Here is a 14,993-nt window from a genome sequence, read left to right as displayed (position 1 = left end):
TGTACAGCACTTCCACTGCAGATCCGGAGGCAGACCATCAATACCCGTCACCGCAAAGCCCTGAAACTGGTCCTGGAGTTCATCAGCCCGTATCGACGGGCCGTTGCCGGCGCCCTCGTGGCGCTGGTGTTCACCGCCGGCATCACCCTGAGCCTGGGGCAGGGACTGCGGGTTCTGGTGGATCAGGGGCTGGCCACCGAATCGCCCGCCAACCTGGCACGGGCCATCGGCCTGTTCTTCATACTGGTGCTGGGTCTGGCGTTCGGGTCCTTTGCACGCTTCTACCTGGTGTCCTGGATTGGCGAACGGGTCGTCGCCGATATTCGCAAACGGGTCTTCAACCATCTGATTGATCTGCACCCCGGTTTCTTCGAACAGAACCGGGCTCTGGAAATCCAGTCGCGCTTCACCGCCGATACCACGGTCCTGCAATCGGTGATCGGCTCGACGGTCTCCATCGCCCTGCGTAACGCCCTGATGCTGGTGGGCGGCCTGATTCTGCTGTTTGTGACCAACCCGAAGCTGGCCAGCATCATCCTGCTCGGTTTCCCGCTGGTGATTGCACCCATCCTGTTCTTCGGGCGCCGGGTTCGGCAACTGTCCCGACTGAGCCAGGACCGGGTCGCCGATGTGGGCAGTTACGTGGGTGAAAGCCTCACCCAGATCAAGACGGTGCAGGCGTTCAATCACCAATCCGAGGATCGGCGTTTCTTTGCCGGAGTGTCGGAACGGGCGTTCGAGATTGCCCGCGACCGGATCCGGCAGCGCGCCTGGCTGACAACACTGGCGATCTCCCTGGTGATGGGCGCCGTGGGCATCGTAATCTGGATTGGCGGGCTTGACGTCATCGAAGGCCGTATCAGTCCCGGGGAACTGGCGGCATTCGTGTTCTACAGCCTGTTGGTGGGCGTGGCCGCCGGCGCCATCAGCGAGGTCATCGGGGAGCTTCAAAGGGCCGCCGGGTCTGCTGCCCGGCTGTTCGAACTGCTGGAAACCCGCCCGGAAATCGGGCCGCCGATGGCGGGCAAAAACCAACTGCCAGAACCCGTAACCGGACGGCTCGAGATTGACCACCTGCGGTTCGGTTACCCGAGTCGAACTGAAAGCCCCGCGCTGGATGACCTGTCACTCACCATTGAGCCCGGCGAAACCGTCGCGCTGGTGGGGCCGTCGGGGGCCGGCAAATCGACGTTATTCGACCTGTTATTGCGCTTCTATGTCCCGCAGGCAGGCACTATCCGGATCGAGGGCGTGGATATCTCCACACTCGAGCTGGCTGACCTGCGCCGGTGTTTCGCCCTGGTGCCGCAAAACCCGGCCCTGTTCAACGGCTCGGTCGCCGACAACATCCGGTATGCCCGTCCGGACGCCAGCCAGGCGGAGGTGGAGCAGGTGGCCCGCGTTGCCCACGCCCATGAATTTATCCACAGGCTACCCCAGGGCTACGACACCCGGCTCGGCGATAACGGCCTGGGGCTGTCCGGAGGCCAGAAACAGCGTCTGGCGCTGGCCCGGGCTCTGTTGACCAAGGCCCCCGTGCTGTTGCTGGACGAGGCCACCAGTGCCCTGGATGCCGAGAGTGAGCATCTGATCCAGCAAGCGATGCCGGCGTTGACCCGGGGTCGGACCACCCTGGTGATTGCCCATCGGCTGGCGACGGTGCGGGATGCCGACCGGATTGCTGTGCTCGATGAAGGCCGCTTGCTGGCCGTTGGCAACCATGAGGAACTGATTGATTCCAACCCGCTTTACCGGCGTCTTGCCCGCCTGCAGTTCCGGGACCAGCAGACCTGAGACAGTGGTCGGTTTGTGGCTGGCGCCCGTACTCCTTACACTGGTAGTTAAACCTACTGACTCCAGAACAGGAGGATCGCAAAGTGAGCAATCAAGAATTGCAGGCACTGAAAGAACGTTACGTGGCCGCTGGCGCGGCAAGCCCCAATGAACAGTTTGCTGATCATGCCCTCAATGCGGAGCTTTGGGATGCCGATGGCAAACGTATGATCGACTTCGCCGGCGGGATCGGCGTGTTGAATATCGGCCACCGTCATCCCAAAGTGGTCGAGGCCGTCAAGGCCCAGCTGGACAAGGTCATGCACACCTGTCAGACGGTGATGCCCTACGAGGGCTATGTGAAACTGGCCCAGAAGCTGAGTGAAGTGGTGCCGGTACGCGGCCATGGCAAGGTGATGCTGGCCAACTCCGGGGCCGAGGCTCTGGAGAATGCCGTAAAGATCGCACGGGCCGCCACCGGCAAGACCAACGTCATCTGTTTTGACGGCGGCTATCATGGCCGCACCTTCATGACCATGGCCATGAACGGCAAGGCTGCCCCCTACCAGACCGACTTCGGTCCCATGCCAGGTATGGTGTACCGGGCACCCTTTCCGGTGCCTTACCACGGGGTTTCCGAGGACGAGGCGCTGCGCGGGCTGGCCATGACCATGAAAGCAGACTCGCCGGCCCGCAACACTGCGGCGATCGTGCTGGAACCGGTTCTGGGCGAGGGCGGTTTCTACCCGGCTCCCAAGAGCTTCCTGGAGAAGGTTCGCAAGATCTGCGACGACAACGACATCCTGATGATCGTGGACGAGGTTCAGAGTGGCTTTGGCCGCACCGGCAAGATGTTCGCCATCGAGCACAGCGGCGTCGAGCCGGACATCATGACCATGGCCAAATCCATGGCAGACGGCATGCCGATTTCTGCCATCGTGGGTACCGACAAAGTCATGGATTCGTCCGGCCCCAACTCCCTGGGCGGCACCTATACCGGCAGTCCGACGGCATGCGCGGCGGCCCTGGCGGTGTTCGACGTGTTCAAGGAAGAGGACATCCTCGGCAAGAGCCAGCGTCTGGGCGAAAAACTCAAGGCCCGCTTTGCCCAATGGCAGGAGCAGTTCGAGCATGTGGATAACGTGCGGAATCTCGGTCCCATGGCGGCGATCGAACTGGTCGAAAGCAAGGATTCCCACACCCCCATGCCGGAACTCGCCGCTGCGGTCACCAAGAAGGCCAAGGAGAAGGGCCTGATTCTGTTGAGCTGTGGCATGTATGGCAACACGCTGCGCTTCCTGATGCCGGTGACCATTGAGGACGAGGTCCTGGAAGAGGGGCTGAACATCGTTGAGGATTGTCTGAAAGAGGCAGGTGCCTGATTCATTGAGCATTTGCCGGCCGGGCCCAGGTGGCCCGGCCACCTCCCTTCGAATACCCCCGGAATCATCGTATACTGCCTGAAAACTGTTATTCACCGTCCCTGTTCATACAGGCTTACCAACCAGGTAATTCAATGACTCCGGATACTCCCCGATCTGTTCCTGATCACAAACCACGCCCCTGGGTCGATCTGCTCGTCAGTATCATCATCCCATCAGTCATCCTGATGAAGCTCAGCGGTGACGAGTATCTGGGTAGCGTGAACGCCCTGATCATCGGCCTGGCATTCCCGCTTGGCTGGGGGCTGTTTGAACTGGTGCGTTACCACAAGAAGAACTTTATCGCGCTGCTGGGCCTGATCAGTGTCGGCCTCACCGGTGGCATCGGTTTGCTGGAACTGAATTCGCAGTGGCTGGCCATCAAGGAGGCGGCGGTGCCAGCCATCATCGGGCTGGCTGTACTCGTGTCCACCCGCACCCGTTACCCGCTGGTACGGACACTGCTGTACAACCCGTCGGTGCTGGATGTGGACAAGATCCAGGAGCGTCTGGTGCATGAGGGCCGGGAGGGTGAATTTGAGACCCGGTTGCTGAAGGCCAGCTACTTTTTTGCCGGGACTTTCCTGTTTTCCTCGATCATGAACTATGTGCTGGCCAAATGGATCGTTACGAGTCCTTCCGGCACCCAGGCTTTCAATGAAGAGCTGGGGCGCATGACCCTGGTGGGTTATCCGATGATTGCGATTCCGTCGATGGTGATGATGATGCTGATTTTCTGGTATCTGTGGCGCACCATTCGGCGATTGACCGGCTACACGCTGGAAGAGGTTATGGCGCCTCATCTGCTGGAAAAGGAAAAAGAGAAGGCCCGCTCCCGGGAACAGACCTCCGGGAAATAGGGTTTAGAGCTTCCCGAAATAAAGGAAGTTTTTTAATACAAAAAAAGGCGGGAAGCTCTCACTTCCCGCCTTTTTTATTCGCTTTTCAAAGCACCTATACGTCCAGGTTGGTGACTTCCAGAGCATTGGTCTGGATAAAGTCACGGCGGGGCTCCACGTCATCACCCATCAGTGTGGTGAAGATCTGGTCGGCCGCGATGGCATCTTCGATGGTGACTTTCATCATCCGGCGGGTCTCGGGGTCCATGGTGGTTTCCCACAGCTGCTCCGGGTTCATCTCACCGAGACCCTTGTAGCGCTGAATGTTCAGGCCCCGCTGGGCCTCCTTCATCAACCAGGCCAGGGCGCCCTCGAACGACAGCACCGCCTGCTTCCGTTCGCCCCGCTGAATGTACGCACCTTCCTCGATCAGGCCGTCCAGGGTTTCGCCCATGCGGGCAATGGCGGCATAGGACGACGACTCGAAGAAATCGTGACTGAACACGTGCTCATGGGGAATACCATGCACGTAGATGGTGACCTTGGGCAGGAACAGGCCTCGTTCTTCATCCCGGGTAACCGAGAAGGTGTACTTGGTGCCTGTCCGGGTGTCCAGGTTCAGGCCTTCTCCGAGACGGCCAACCCAGCGTGCCACGCTTTCCTCGTCCTTCAGGTCATCCATCTTGAGCGTGACGTTGTGCAGCATCTGCTCCAGAACCTTGGCCGGGTAGGCGCGGGACAAGCGGTCAATCATCGCCATCACCGCCTGGTAGTCCTTCACCATGGTTTCCAGGGCAGAGTCCTTGATGGCCGGCGCTTCCGGGTTTACGTACAGCTGAGCGCCCTCAAGAGCGGTCTGGGTGAGATAGGCTTCCTTGGCCTTCTCATCTTTCAGGTATTGCTCCTGCTTGCCACGCTTGACCTTGTACAGGGGCGGCATGGCAATGAAGACGTGGCCACGCTCGATGATTTCCCGCATCTGCCGGAACAGGAAAGTCAGCAACAGGGTCCGAATGTGGGAACCGTCCACATCCGCATCGGTCATGATAATGATGGAGTGGTACCGCAGCTTGTCCGGGTTGAACTCCTCGCGACCAATGCCACAGCCCAGCGCAGTGATCAGAGTGCCGACTTCCGCGGACGACAGCATCTTGTCGAAGCGCGCCTTTTCCACATTCAGGATCTTGCCCTTGAGGGGCAGAATGGCCTGGGTCTTGCGGTCCCGGCCCTGCTTGGCACTGCCACCCGCAGAATCACCCTCCACAATGAACAGCTCAGAGAGGGCAGGGTCCTTTTCCTGGCAGTCGGCGAGCTTGCCGGGCAAACCGGCGATGTCCAGGGCACCTTTCCGGCGGGTCATGTCCCGGGCCTTTCGGGCCGCTTCACGGGCACGGGCCGCCTCGATCATCTTGTTGACGATCAGCTTGGCTTCGTTGGGCTGCTCCTGCAGGAAATCACTGAAGCTCTGGTACAGCTCCTGTTCCACGGCGGTCTTCACTTCCGAGGAAACCAGCTTGTCCTTGGTCTGGGAAGAAAACTTCGGATCCGGCACCTTCACGGAAATAATGGCAGTCAGGCCTTCCCGGGCGTCATCACCGGAGGTCGCCACCTTGGCTTTCTTGCCCAGACCCTCATGCTCGATGTAGTTGTTCAGGGAACGGGTCAGGGCCGCCCGGAACCCCGCCAGGTGAGTACCACCATCCCGCTGCGGGATGTTGTTGGTGAAGCAGTAGATGTTTTCCTGGAAGGCATCGTTCCACTGCATGGCGACCTCGACGGCGATTCCGTCCTCGCGCTCACGATTGAAGTGGAACACCCGGTTGATGGGGGTCTTGCTGGAATTGAGGTGCTCGACGAATGCCCGAAGGCCACCTTCGTATTCGAAGACTTCTTCCTTACCCGACCGCTCGTCGGTCAAACGAATCCGTACGCCACTGTTCAGGAAGGCGAGCTCCCGCAGCCGTTTGGCCAGGATGTCATAGTGGAACTGGATACTGGAGAAAGTTTCCGGAGACGGAATGAAATGGACCTTGGTGCCGGAGACATCGGTATCACCAACCACCGAGAGCGGCGCTTTCGGCACACCGTGGGTATAGGTCTGCTCCCAGACCTTACCATCACGGCGGATGGTAAGGGTCAGGTTCGAGGAGAGGGCATTGACCACGGATACGCCGACACCGTGGAGACCACCCGACACCTTGTAGCTGTTGTCATCGAACTTACCACCGGCGTGAAGCACCGTCATGATGACCTCGGCCGCAGAAACGCCTTCTTCCTCATGGAGATCGGTGGGGATGCCCCGGCCGTTGTCCTTGACGGTGACCGACTCGTCAGGGTGAATAATCACCCCGATTTCAGAGCAATAACCTGCGAGCGCCTCATCGATGGAATTATCCACCAACTCAAAGACCATGTGGTGCAGGCCGGTACCATCATCGGTGTCGCCGATGTACATCCCTGGCCGTTTGCGCACCGCATCCAGTCCTTTCAAGACTTTGATACTGGAGGAATTGTAGCTCGATTCACTCATTAAGGTGACTCCTGAAGGGTGATGACCGGTGCTCACCTGAAGGCCTCTTGGCTGATCATCAGGCTCGGCATCGCCGGTTTATTCTTCCGTCAATTTGCCATGTTCCACGTGGAACATTCTGTAATCCGGAGTGTCGACATTGCCCCAAAGGGATTCCGGGTCCGGATATTCAATCGATGTAATAAATACCTGGCTGCCCAGGGCACGGAGTTTCTGCGCCAGCATTGCCCGATGACCCACATCCAGCTCTGCATTGATGTCATCGAGCAAAAACGTGACCTGACGGCCCATCTCACTCAACACCATCCCTTGGGCGATCTTCATCAATATAACCAGGGTTTTCTGCTGTCCCCGGGAAAAGGTTTCTGCGACCGGCCGCCCCTGGAATTTAAGACGGATGTCGGCACGGTTCGGGCCATACAGCGTGTGGCCCATTTTCAATTCCTGTTCCCGGTGACGTCCCAGAATTTCAGTCAGGGCCTGAGCCCGATCCCAACCTGGGAAAAACTCCATCTTCAGACCTTGGGTCCAGGGTACGTCCACCTGCTCCACCAGAAGCTCAAACGATTCCTTGAAGCGATCGAACGTCGCTTGCCGCGCGTCACTCAGACGCTCGCTGAGGGCTGTGTACTGAGTATCCCAGACCCGTAACAGGGATTCGTCCATTCTACCATTTCTGAGCGTTTGATTCCGCTGTGATGTGACTCTCTGGCATTGCTGCCAGACCGACGCAAAGGAAGGTTCCACGTGGAACACTAACCAGTCGAGAAATTGCCGACGTTTCCCGGGACCGCCCGCCACAATGTCGAAAACGCCGGGATCAATGACCGACACGGGCAGGTGCTTTGCCATGAGCGACAGACTTCGCACACTTTCCCCGTCCACCCGCAGCGAGGTCTCTTTCAGACTCACATCCCGGGAGATCCCGAGCCGATGGGCGAGACCTTCCGTTGCACCGGGTCCCGGCTCTTCATCAGCCCCTCGGTCCAGCCCGCCAAATACCGTGAAACGGCTCTGCCCGTGACTCACGACGGCCTGATGCCGACTGACCCGGAAGGACCGTCCGAGCCCCAGGTAGCCTATGGCTTCCAACACGCTGGTTTTTCCACTGCCATTCGCGCCATAAAGAAGATTGAACGATGGAGAAAACGACACCGGTTCCGGCGCAAGATTGCGAAAGTGCTCGGTCTGGAGTCTGACAAGGGCCATAGAAGGGTTGGCTTTCCGGGGGGACGAAACTTGGCCATAAAAAAAGGCAGCACCGGATTATCCGGGAGCTGCCTTAGTGTACAAAAGCTGTCCGGTAATGGCGACCGGCTTCAATGCAACATGTTTAAACGTTCATCCATGAACACATCCATTTCCGGGGCCAGGATGTGAACATACCGATCGAAGTACAGGAACTGCTTGAGCAGCAGCGCGAATTCCCTGGGGAAATGCAAACCGTGGCTCTCTCCGATCCTGACCATATCCATGAGAATGTTATTCACATCATCCTCGGCCTGATCGGCGCCATAGGGCACCTGATCCGGCACCATACGGTCCATCTGCTGATAAAGACGCCGCAGATCCGCCGCCAGCTCTGAAACTTTCACGGTCTGATGGGTAACGCCGATCCGGATCATCGCATCCGCCATTCCATCAAAGTTGCCAACCATGATCGCGGAAATGAAATCACTCACCGCCTGCCAGGTATCCGGCTTGATTCGCCCAACGATACCGAAATCGATGAAACCGACCCGGCCGTCGCGCAACACCATCAGGTTCCCGGCATGCACATCGGCATGGAAAAACTCGCAGCGAGTCAGACTGGCAAACCAGGTATTCATGGCCGTAATGAGCGTGTGTTCCGGATCCCGGGCATAACCCCGGATACTTTCCAGATCGGTCAGTGGTACGCCGTGGAAACGTTCCATGGTCAGGATGCGACGGGTACTGCACTGCTCATATACCCGGGGGCATGTCGCCTCCTCGTTGTGGGTATCGTGCAGAAAATTGCGGAAGACCTTCAGGTTGTTCGCTTCCTTGATGAAATCACACTCTTCCATCATGGTGCGCTGGATTTCCTCGATTATCCCGGACATGGATGTCCAGGACAGCTTCGGCGCCAGGGTTTCCAGAATGCGTGCCGAGAGGTACAGGAAATTGAGATCGGTCAGCAGGATGTTTTCCACACCCGGTTTCTGGACCTTGATCACCACGTCCTCGCCGGTCACCAATCGTGCCGCATGGACCTGGGCAATCGACGCCGACGCCAGCGCAACCGGGTCGATCTCGGAGTAAACCTCCTCGATCGGACGCCCCAACTCCTCCCGGATGATCTTCTTGATCACCCCGAACGGCAGGCTCGGCGTCTTGTCCAGACAGTACTGGAATTCCTCGACGTACTCTTTCGGGAAGAACGTCGGAGAACTGGCAATGAACTGACCCAGCTTGATGTAGGTCGCGCCCAGGGACTCGAAAGTCTGGCGCAACAGACGCGGGGCAGGGGGCCGTTCGCCCCGAACCCAGTTGATGCCCGTCCGGCCCAGCACCGACAGCGTCTGGCCAATCCTGAATGCCCCTTTGATTCCGTTCGTCACGGTACCCATGGTATGTCTCCCTTACCCGGTACCCGGGTTACAGCCGCATCGGCATGACCACGTACAGGCACCGGTTGTCATTTTCCGCTTCGATCAATGCACTGCTGTTGGGATTGGACAGGGTAATCTTGACCTGATCGTCATCCAGCGCATTCATCACATCCACCAGGTAGCCTACATTAAAGCCGATCTGGAGTGATTCGCCCTGATACTCCACCGGCAGCGCGTCTTCGGCCTGTTCCTGGTCCGGATTGTTGGCAAACACCTGAAGCTGGTTTGGCCCGAGGTTCAACCGGACACCGCGGATATTCTCGTGGGACAGAATCCCTGCACGCTGCAAAGTGTTCTTCAGGGTCGACCGGTCAGCAAGTACCACCTTGTCGCCACCTCGAGGAATCACCCGGTTGTAATCCGGGAACTTGCCTTCAATGAGTTTGGAGGTAAAGGTGTAGGCTCCGACCGTCGCCCGCAGATGGTTATCACCAATCACCAGCGTTACCGGCGTTTCCACATCGTCCAGCAGTCGCGCCAGTTCCAGTACGCCCTTGCGCGGAACGATCACCTGGCGCAAGTCGGGGCAGCCGGTCTGCATGTCCACGTGCGCCATCGCCAGCCGGTGACCATCGGTAGCGACTGTGCGTACGTGCTCGGCCGACACTTCCAGCAACAGACCGTTCAGATAGTAGCGAACATCCTGTTGGGCCATGGCAAACGCGGTGGCATCCAGCATCCGACCCAACTCCTTCTGGGGCAGCTCCAGCCGGAAGCTCTCGTCCTCATCCTCGACGTTGGGGAAATGTTCCGCGGGCAACGTGGAGAGGGTGAAGTGGCTGTTACCCGAGCGCAGATGCAGCCGATCCCCCTCCAGGGACAACTCGATCGGCGATTCATCGCCCAGGGCCCGGCAAATATCAGCCAGCTTCCGGGCGGGTACCGTAATCCGGCCAGACTGGTCCACATGCACCGGAGTCACCCGGCCCACCAGTTCAACCTCCATATTGGTCCCGGTCAGGGTCAGCGTATTGTCCTCGGCCACCAGCAGTACGTTGGAAAGCACGGGCATTGTCTGTTTCTTCTCTACCACGCCGGCAATACTTTGCAGCGGGGTGAGCAGGGATTCACGGCTGATCGTCAGTTTCATGGCACTCAGCTTTCTTTGTGTTGGAAGGGTGAATGTTATCGCTAACGCCCGGCATCAGGTGGTCAGCAGTCTCATAAAGTTCTGATAATCCTCACGGATACCCGGATCCGTATCCTGCAGTTCCAGGATCTTCTTGCACGCATGCAGTACCGTGGTGTGATCTCGTCCGCCAAAGGCATCGCCTATTTCCGGCAAACTGTGATTGGTCAGTTCCTTGGCCAGGGACATCGCCACCTGCCGGGGCCGGGTCACTGTCCGGGTCCGGCGCTTGGACAGCAGGTCCGCCACCTTGATCTTGTAGTATTCCGCCACCGTGCGCTGAATGTTGTCGATGCTGACCTGTTTCTCGTGCAGCGCCAGCAGGTCCTTCAGGCTCTCCCGGATGAACGGTGGGGTGATTTCCGACCCCGTGAAGTGAGCATTCGCTATCACCAGACGAAGCGCCCCCTCTAGCTCCCGCACATTCGAACGAATCTTCTGGGCAATAAAAAACGCGGCTTCACTACTGAGTTTGACGTTGGCCTGCTCGGCTTTTTTCATCAGGATCGCGACCCGTGTTTCCAGTTCCGGCGGCTCCACCATGACCGTCAGACCCCAGCCGAAGCGGGATTTCAGACGCTCCTCCATATCCGAAATTTCCTTGGGGAAACGGTCACAGGTCACGATGACCTGCTGGCCGCCCTCAAGCAGGGCGTTGAAGGTGTGGAAAAACTCTTCCTGGGATCGCTCCTTGCGCGCAAAGAACTGGATGTCGTCGATCAACAGGGCATCAACGGACCGGTAATAGCGCTTGAATTCATTGATCGCGTTGAGCTGCAACGCCTTGACCATGTCCGCCACAAACCGCTCTGAGCGGAGATAGGCAACCTTGGCCCGGGGATTCCGACGAACGATTTCATTACCAATCGCATGCATCAGGTGGGTCTTACCCAGGCCCACACCGCCATACAGGAAAAGAGGGTTATAGGCGCCCCCCGGATTCTCCGCTACCTGCATGGACGCCGCCCGGGCCAGTTGGTTCGATTTACCTTCGACGAAGGTTTCGAAGGTGAAGCCTTCATTCAGAAAACTCTGGTGCTTGATGTCACCTTCAACCTGGACCTCCCGACGATTGTGGTCAGCTTTGGGCTTTACACTCACCGGGCCAGCCACTGTCGCGGCCACACCTTTCTCTTCTTCGGTGACCTGATTGCCGGTTTCCTCCTGCAGCCTGCCGTTGACCTTCGGCTTTTCCGCGGCCCGATTGACGGGGGTTTCCTCCCGAGGCGCCGAACCGACCTTCATATTGACCCGGGGCGCCTGACCACCGTTCAGATCCTTGAGTACTTCCTCTATACGGCGCAGATACTTTTCATTGACCCAGTCCATCACGAACCGGTTGGGAGCGAACAGCACCAGCTGGCCTTCCCGGTGATCCGACTGAAGGGGCCTCAACCAGGTATTGAATTGCTGTGCGGGAAACTCGTCCCGGAGTACTTCAAGACATTGATGCCACATACTGTTCGGCACGACCGTCTGCTCCCGATAACCCAGAAATTCTTCTTGCCGGACCGACTGCTTCCGGTAGTAAAGAGGTGATCCCGGATTCTAACCCGAGCGCCCTACCAGTAAAAGTGCAAAACTGAACTCATAAACAGCCTGTGGAAATTTAAAAACTGCTAAAACAAACCCTTAGGGACTTACCTACACCCTTGTGTACAGTAAACCCACTATAAAAAAGTTACCCACAGCCCTGTGTGTACACCCTGCGCGCAACCCTGTGCGAAATCCCGGGACCGATCAGTGGATAACCACGATCCTTTCCGATAATCCGACTTTCCCACATTTCGTCAGCCTTCCCTCCACAGACCTCAGGCCTCCTTGTCAATAACCTTGTCAACGAGCTAGGAAACTGACGATCAAAGAAAAATTGCCCTTATCCACAGAAACCCTGACGCCTAATAACAGTAATAAATAATCCTTAAAAGAATTCATAAAAGACTTATTGATTCTGTTATTCGGTTGCCCACCCCGGCACACCGGATACCACGTATTCGTCCTGGCACAATAAACATTGAATTTTCACCGGCATTTGCATAGAATGCCGCTCCTGTTTTGGCTGTACATTTTCCAGCCAGTTACTGAATTTCAAACTTACGAAATGTGAGATCGTCACCATGAAAAGAACGTTTCAACCAAGCGTCCTGAAGCGTAAGCGCGTCCACGGTTTCCGTGCCCGTATGGCCACTGCCAACGGCCGCAAGGTTCTGTCCCGTCGCCGTGCCAAAGGTCGCGCGCGCCTGTCAGCGTAAGATTTGCTCGCCTGATGAAGGCTTTGGGTTTTCCAAAATCCGCCCGTCTCCTACGGCCTGCGGATTACAGCAAAGTCTTCGATGACGTACAGCTGAAGGTTCCGCACCGGAATTTCCTGATCCTGGCCACACCGAATAATCTCGGTCACGCCAGGATCGGTCTGGTGTTTTCCAAGAAGAATCTGAAGCTGGCCGTCCAGAGAAACCGGGTAAAACGCCAGGTCCGAGAGACTTTCAGACTCCAGCACGACCTGCCCGGCGTGGATATCGTGCTCCTTGGACGTCAGGGGTTGGCCAGTCTGGACAACCAGAGTATCCGGGACTCACTGAACGATCTCTGGCGCCGACTCAAAAAAAAATACCACCAGTCATCGCCGTCCCGAGCAGCTGAAAGCAGGCCTGCCGGTAGAGGAACGGGTTAATGCGCAAACTGTTGCTTGTGCCCATTCGCTTCTATCAATACGCAATCAGTCCTCTGATGGCGAGTCACTGCCGCCACTATCCCACGTGCTCGCAATATGCTCTTGAAGCCATTAACCTGCACGGTGCCGCCAAAGGCTCGGTTCTCGCCATCCGGCGTTTAGGCAGGTGTCACCCCTGGAGTGAAGGCGGCTACGATCCTGTTCCAGGTACTGAGCATTCCCCTCAAACCACCCAGACCAGACAGTAATCCTATGGATATTCAACGCATTGTTTTGTTTGCCGGCCTGGCGATTGTCAGTTATCTGATGGTGCTGGCCTGGAACGAGGATTATCATCAGCAGCCTCAGGCTACTGAAACTGCACAGGTTGCCAGCCCGTCAAATACCAGCAGCACCAGCGGTGACGACGGCATGGTGCTCCCGGAACAGAACGGTTCAACTGCGGCAGGTACCGAAGAGTTTTCCACACCCGAGAGTGGCCAGGCGACCGTGGCAGCAACCGCGGAAGGCACCACTGTCGAAGACCAGTTTGTGACCGTACGGACCGATGTTTACGACCTGACGATCGACCGGGTCAGCGGTAATCTTGTCCACAGCTCCCTGCTGAATTACGACAAATCCCTGAACAGCAAGGAACCGCTCAAGCTTCTGACCAACACTGAAACCCGCACCTACGTTCTGGAAAGCGGACTGATCGGTCAGGATGGCCCCGATAGCCAGAAAAATGGCACGGCGCCCGTTTACCAGACCGCCGCCAATCAGTATGAGCTCGAGGAAGGCCAGGACCAGTTGACGGTGGACCTCACCTTTACCACCGATAATGGCGTGAAAATCACCAAGCGTTACCAGTTCGAGCGCGACAGCTACGAGATTGGTGTGCGCTACCTGGTTGAAAACAATTCCGGTGAACCCTGGCAGGCCAACTTCACCGGCAAGATCGTCCGCGACGAAGCCCCGGATCCTACCAGCCAGGCAAGCATGGGCATTCGTGCCTATCTGGGCATGGTGATGAGCTCGCCGGAAGATCCCTATGAAAAATTCGACTTTGACGATCTCAAGGAAAACCGCGTTAACCAGCAAGTCACCAATGGCTGGCTGGCGTTCCTGCAGCACTATTTCCTGAGTGCCTGGATTCCCGAGCGTGATACGCCAGCGCAGTTCCAGAGCACCCAGCGCGGGCCATTGCACGTCATGGGATTCGTCTATCCCGCCACCACCGTCGCACCGGGCGAGACCGCCGATGTTGGCGCCACTGCCTATGTCGGTCCGAAGATCATCGACCGGCTTGAGGCAGTCGCGCCGAATCTCGACCGTACCGTGGACTTTGGCTGGCTGTTCTTCATTTCCCTGCCGCTGTTCTACATCCTGCAGTGGTTCCACGGCCTGGTGGGTAACTGGGGCGTGTCCATCATTCTGCTGACCGTTCTGGTCAAGGGCGTATTCTTCCACCTGTCCGCGACCAGTTACCGTTCCATGGCGAAGATGCGTGCGGTTGCTCCGCAGCTGACCCGGCTCAAGGAACTGTACGGCGATGATCGCCAGCGCATGTCCCAGGAAATGATGGCCCTGTACAAGCGGGAGAAGATCAACCCGCTCGGCGGCTGTCTCCCGATCCTGGTGCAGATGCCGGTGTTCATTTCCCTGTACTGGGTGTTGTTCGAGAGTGTGCAGCTGCGTCATGCCCCGTTCATGCTGTGGATAAATGACCTGTCCCAGATGGATCCGTACTTCATCCTGCCGATCCTGATGGGTGCCAGCATGTTCCTGCAGATGCACCTGAACCCGACACCGCCGGATCCCATGCAGGCCAAGATCATGAAGATGATGCCGCTGATCTTCACCGTGTTCTTCCTGTGGTTCCCGGCAGGTCTGGTTCTGTACTGGCTGGTCAACAACATTCTGTCGATCGCCCAGCAGTGGTACATTACCCGCAAGATCGAAGCGGAAGTGGCAGGCAAGAAGCACTGACCGAAGTGCTGACCTGACCCGACAGA

12 protein-coding genes are annotated in these 14,993 nt (G+C 57.7%); 7 read left to right on the top strand and 5 right to left on the bottom strand.

Features of this window, described 5'->3' with window-relative positions; all coding sequences use genetic code 11:
• Positions 1–60: 60 nt before the first annotated feature.
• The 3 genes from MD273_RS11380 to MD273_RS11370 all read left to right on the top strand — a co-directional run bounded on the left by MD273_RS11380 (position 61) and on the right by MD273_RS11370 (position 4,054).
• Positions 61–1,794, top strand: a complete 1,734-nt coding sequence (locus MD273_RS11380; RefSeq protein ID WP_239038472.1) for an ABC transporter transmembrane domain-containing protein — start codon at positions 61–63, stop codon at positions 1,792–1,794.
• 83 nt (positions 1,795–1,877) lie between these two features.
• Positions 1,878–3,155 carry a 4-aminobutyrate--2-oxoglutarate transaminase gene (gabT, locus tag MD273_RS11375; protein WP_239037914.1) on the top strand — a complete coding sequence of 426 codons (1,278 nt, stop codon included), beginning with the start codon at positions 1,878–1,880 and terminating at the stop codon, positions 3,153–3,155.
• A gap of 134 nt (positions 3,156–3,289) precedes the next feature.
• The gene (locus MD273_RS11370; protein ID WP_239037913.1) at positions 3,290–4,054 is read left to right on the top strand and encodes a VC0807 family protein; all 765 of its coding nucleotides are present in this window, start codon (positions 3,290–3,292) and stop codon (positions 4,052–4,054) included.
• Positions 4,055–4,148: 94 nt separating this feature from the next.
• On the opposite strand, the gene gyrB is transcribed toward MD273_RS11370, so the two are convergent.
• The 5 genes from gyrB to dnaA form a co-directional block, all read right to left on the bottom strand.
• Positions 4,149–6,563 (bottom strand): DNA topoisomerase (ATP-hydrolyzing) subunit B, encoded by a 2,415-nt coding sequence (gyrB, locus tag MD273_RS11365; protein ID WP_239037912.1) that lies wholly within the window; start codon positions 6,561–6,563, stop codon positions 4,149–4,151.
• A gap of 78 nt (positions 6,564–6,641) precedes the next feature.
• Entirely contained in the window at positions 6,642–7,772 is a 1,131-nt protein-coding gene (gene recF / locus MD273_RS11360; RefSeq protein ID WP_239037911.1) for a DNA replication/repair protein RecF, read from the bottom strand.
• A gap of 110 nt (positions 7,773–7,882) precedes the next feature.
• Positions 7,883–9,154: an ABC1 kinase family protein gene (locus tag MD273_RS11355; protein WP_239037910.1), complete on the bottom strand. Its 1,272-nt coding sequence runs from the start codon at positions 9,152–9,154 to the stop codon at positions 7,883–7,885.
• A 28-nt stretch (positions 9,155–9,182) separates the two neighbouring features.
• The gene (dnaN, locus tag MD273_RS11350) at positions 9,183–10,286 is read right to left on the bottom strand and encodes a DNA polymerase III subunit beta (protein WP_239037909.1); all 1,104 of its coding nucleotides are present in this window, start codon (positions 10,284–10,286) and stop codon (positions 9,183–9,185) included.
• 54 nt (positions 10,287–10,340) lie between these two features.
• Positions 10,341–11,795 carry a chromosomal replication initiator protein DnaA gene (gene dnaA, locus MD273_RS11345; RefSeq protein WP_239037908.1) on the bottom strand — a complete coding sequence of 485 codons (1,455 nt, stop codon included), beginning with the start codon at positions 11,793–11,795 and terminating at the stop codon, positions 10,341–10,343.
• Between the two features lie 647 nt (positions 11,796–12,442).
• Here dnaA and rpmH point away from each other — a divergent pair.
• From rpmH to yidC, 4 genes are read left to right on the top strand one after another with little or no spacing between them, the layout of a single operon-like run.
• Positions 12,443–12,577 carry a 50S ribosomal protein L34 gene (rpmH, locus tag MD273_RS11340; protein WP_008940054.1) on the top strand — a complete coding sequence of 45 codons (135 nt, stop codon included), beginning with the start codon at positions 12,443–12,445 and terminating at the stop codon, positions 12,575–12,577.
• 14 nt (positions 12,578–12,591) lie between these two features.
• Complete coding sequence (rnpA, locus tag MD273_RS11335) at positions 12,592–12,999, top strand: ribonuclease P protein component (RefSeq protein ID WP_239037907.1); 408 nt, start codon at positions 12,592–12,594, stop codon at positions 12,997–12,999.
• Complete coding sequence (yidD, locus tag MD273_RS11330) at positions 12,999–13,247, top strand: membrane protein insertion efficiency factor YidD (RefSeq protein ID WP_239037906.1); 249 nt, start codon at positions 12,999–13,001, stop codon at positions 13,245–13,247. Before rnpA ends, yidD begins: the two co-directional genes overlap by 1 nt.
• A gap of 4 nt (positions 13,248–13,251) precedes the next feature.
• Positions 13,252–14,967, top strand: a complete 1,716-nt coding sequence (gene yidC / locus MD273_RS11325) for a membrane protein insertase YidC (RefSeq protein ID WP_239037905.1) — start codon at positions 13,252–13,254, stop codon at positions 14,965–14,967.
• The last annotated feature ends 26 nt before the right edge of the window (positions 14,968–14,993 follow it).

The sequence above is a fragment of the Marinobacter sp. C7 genome, assembly GCF_022343555.1.
Classification (GTDB): Bacteria; Pseudomonadota; Gammaproteobacteria; order Pseudomonadales; family Oleiphilaceae; genus Marinobacter.
This window is presented reverse-complemented; position numbering and strand designations above follow the sequence as displayed.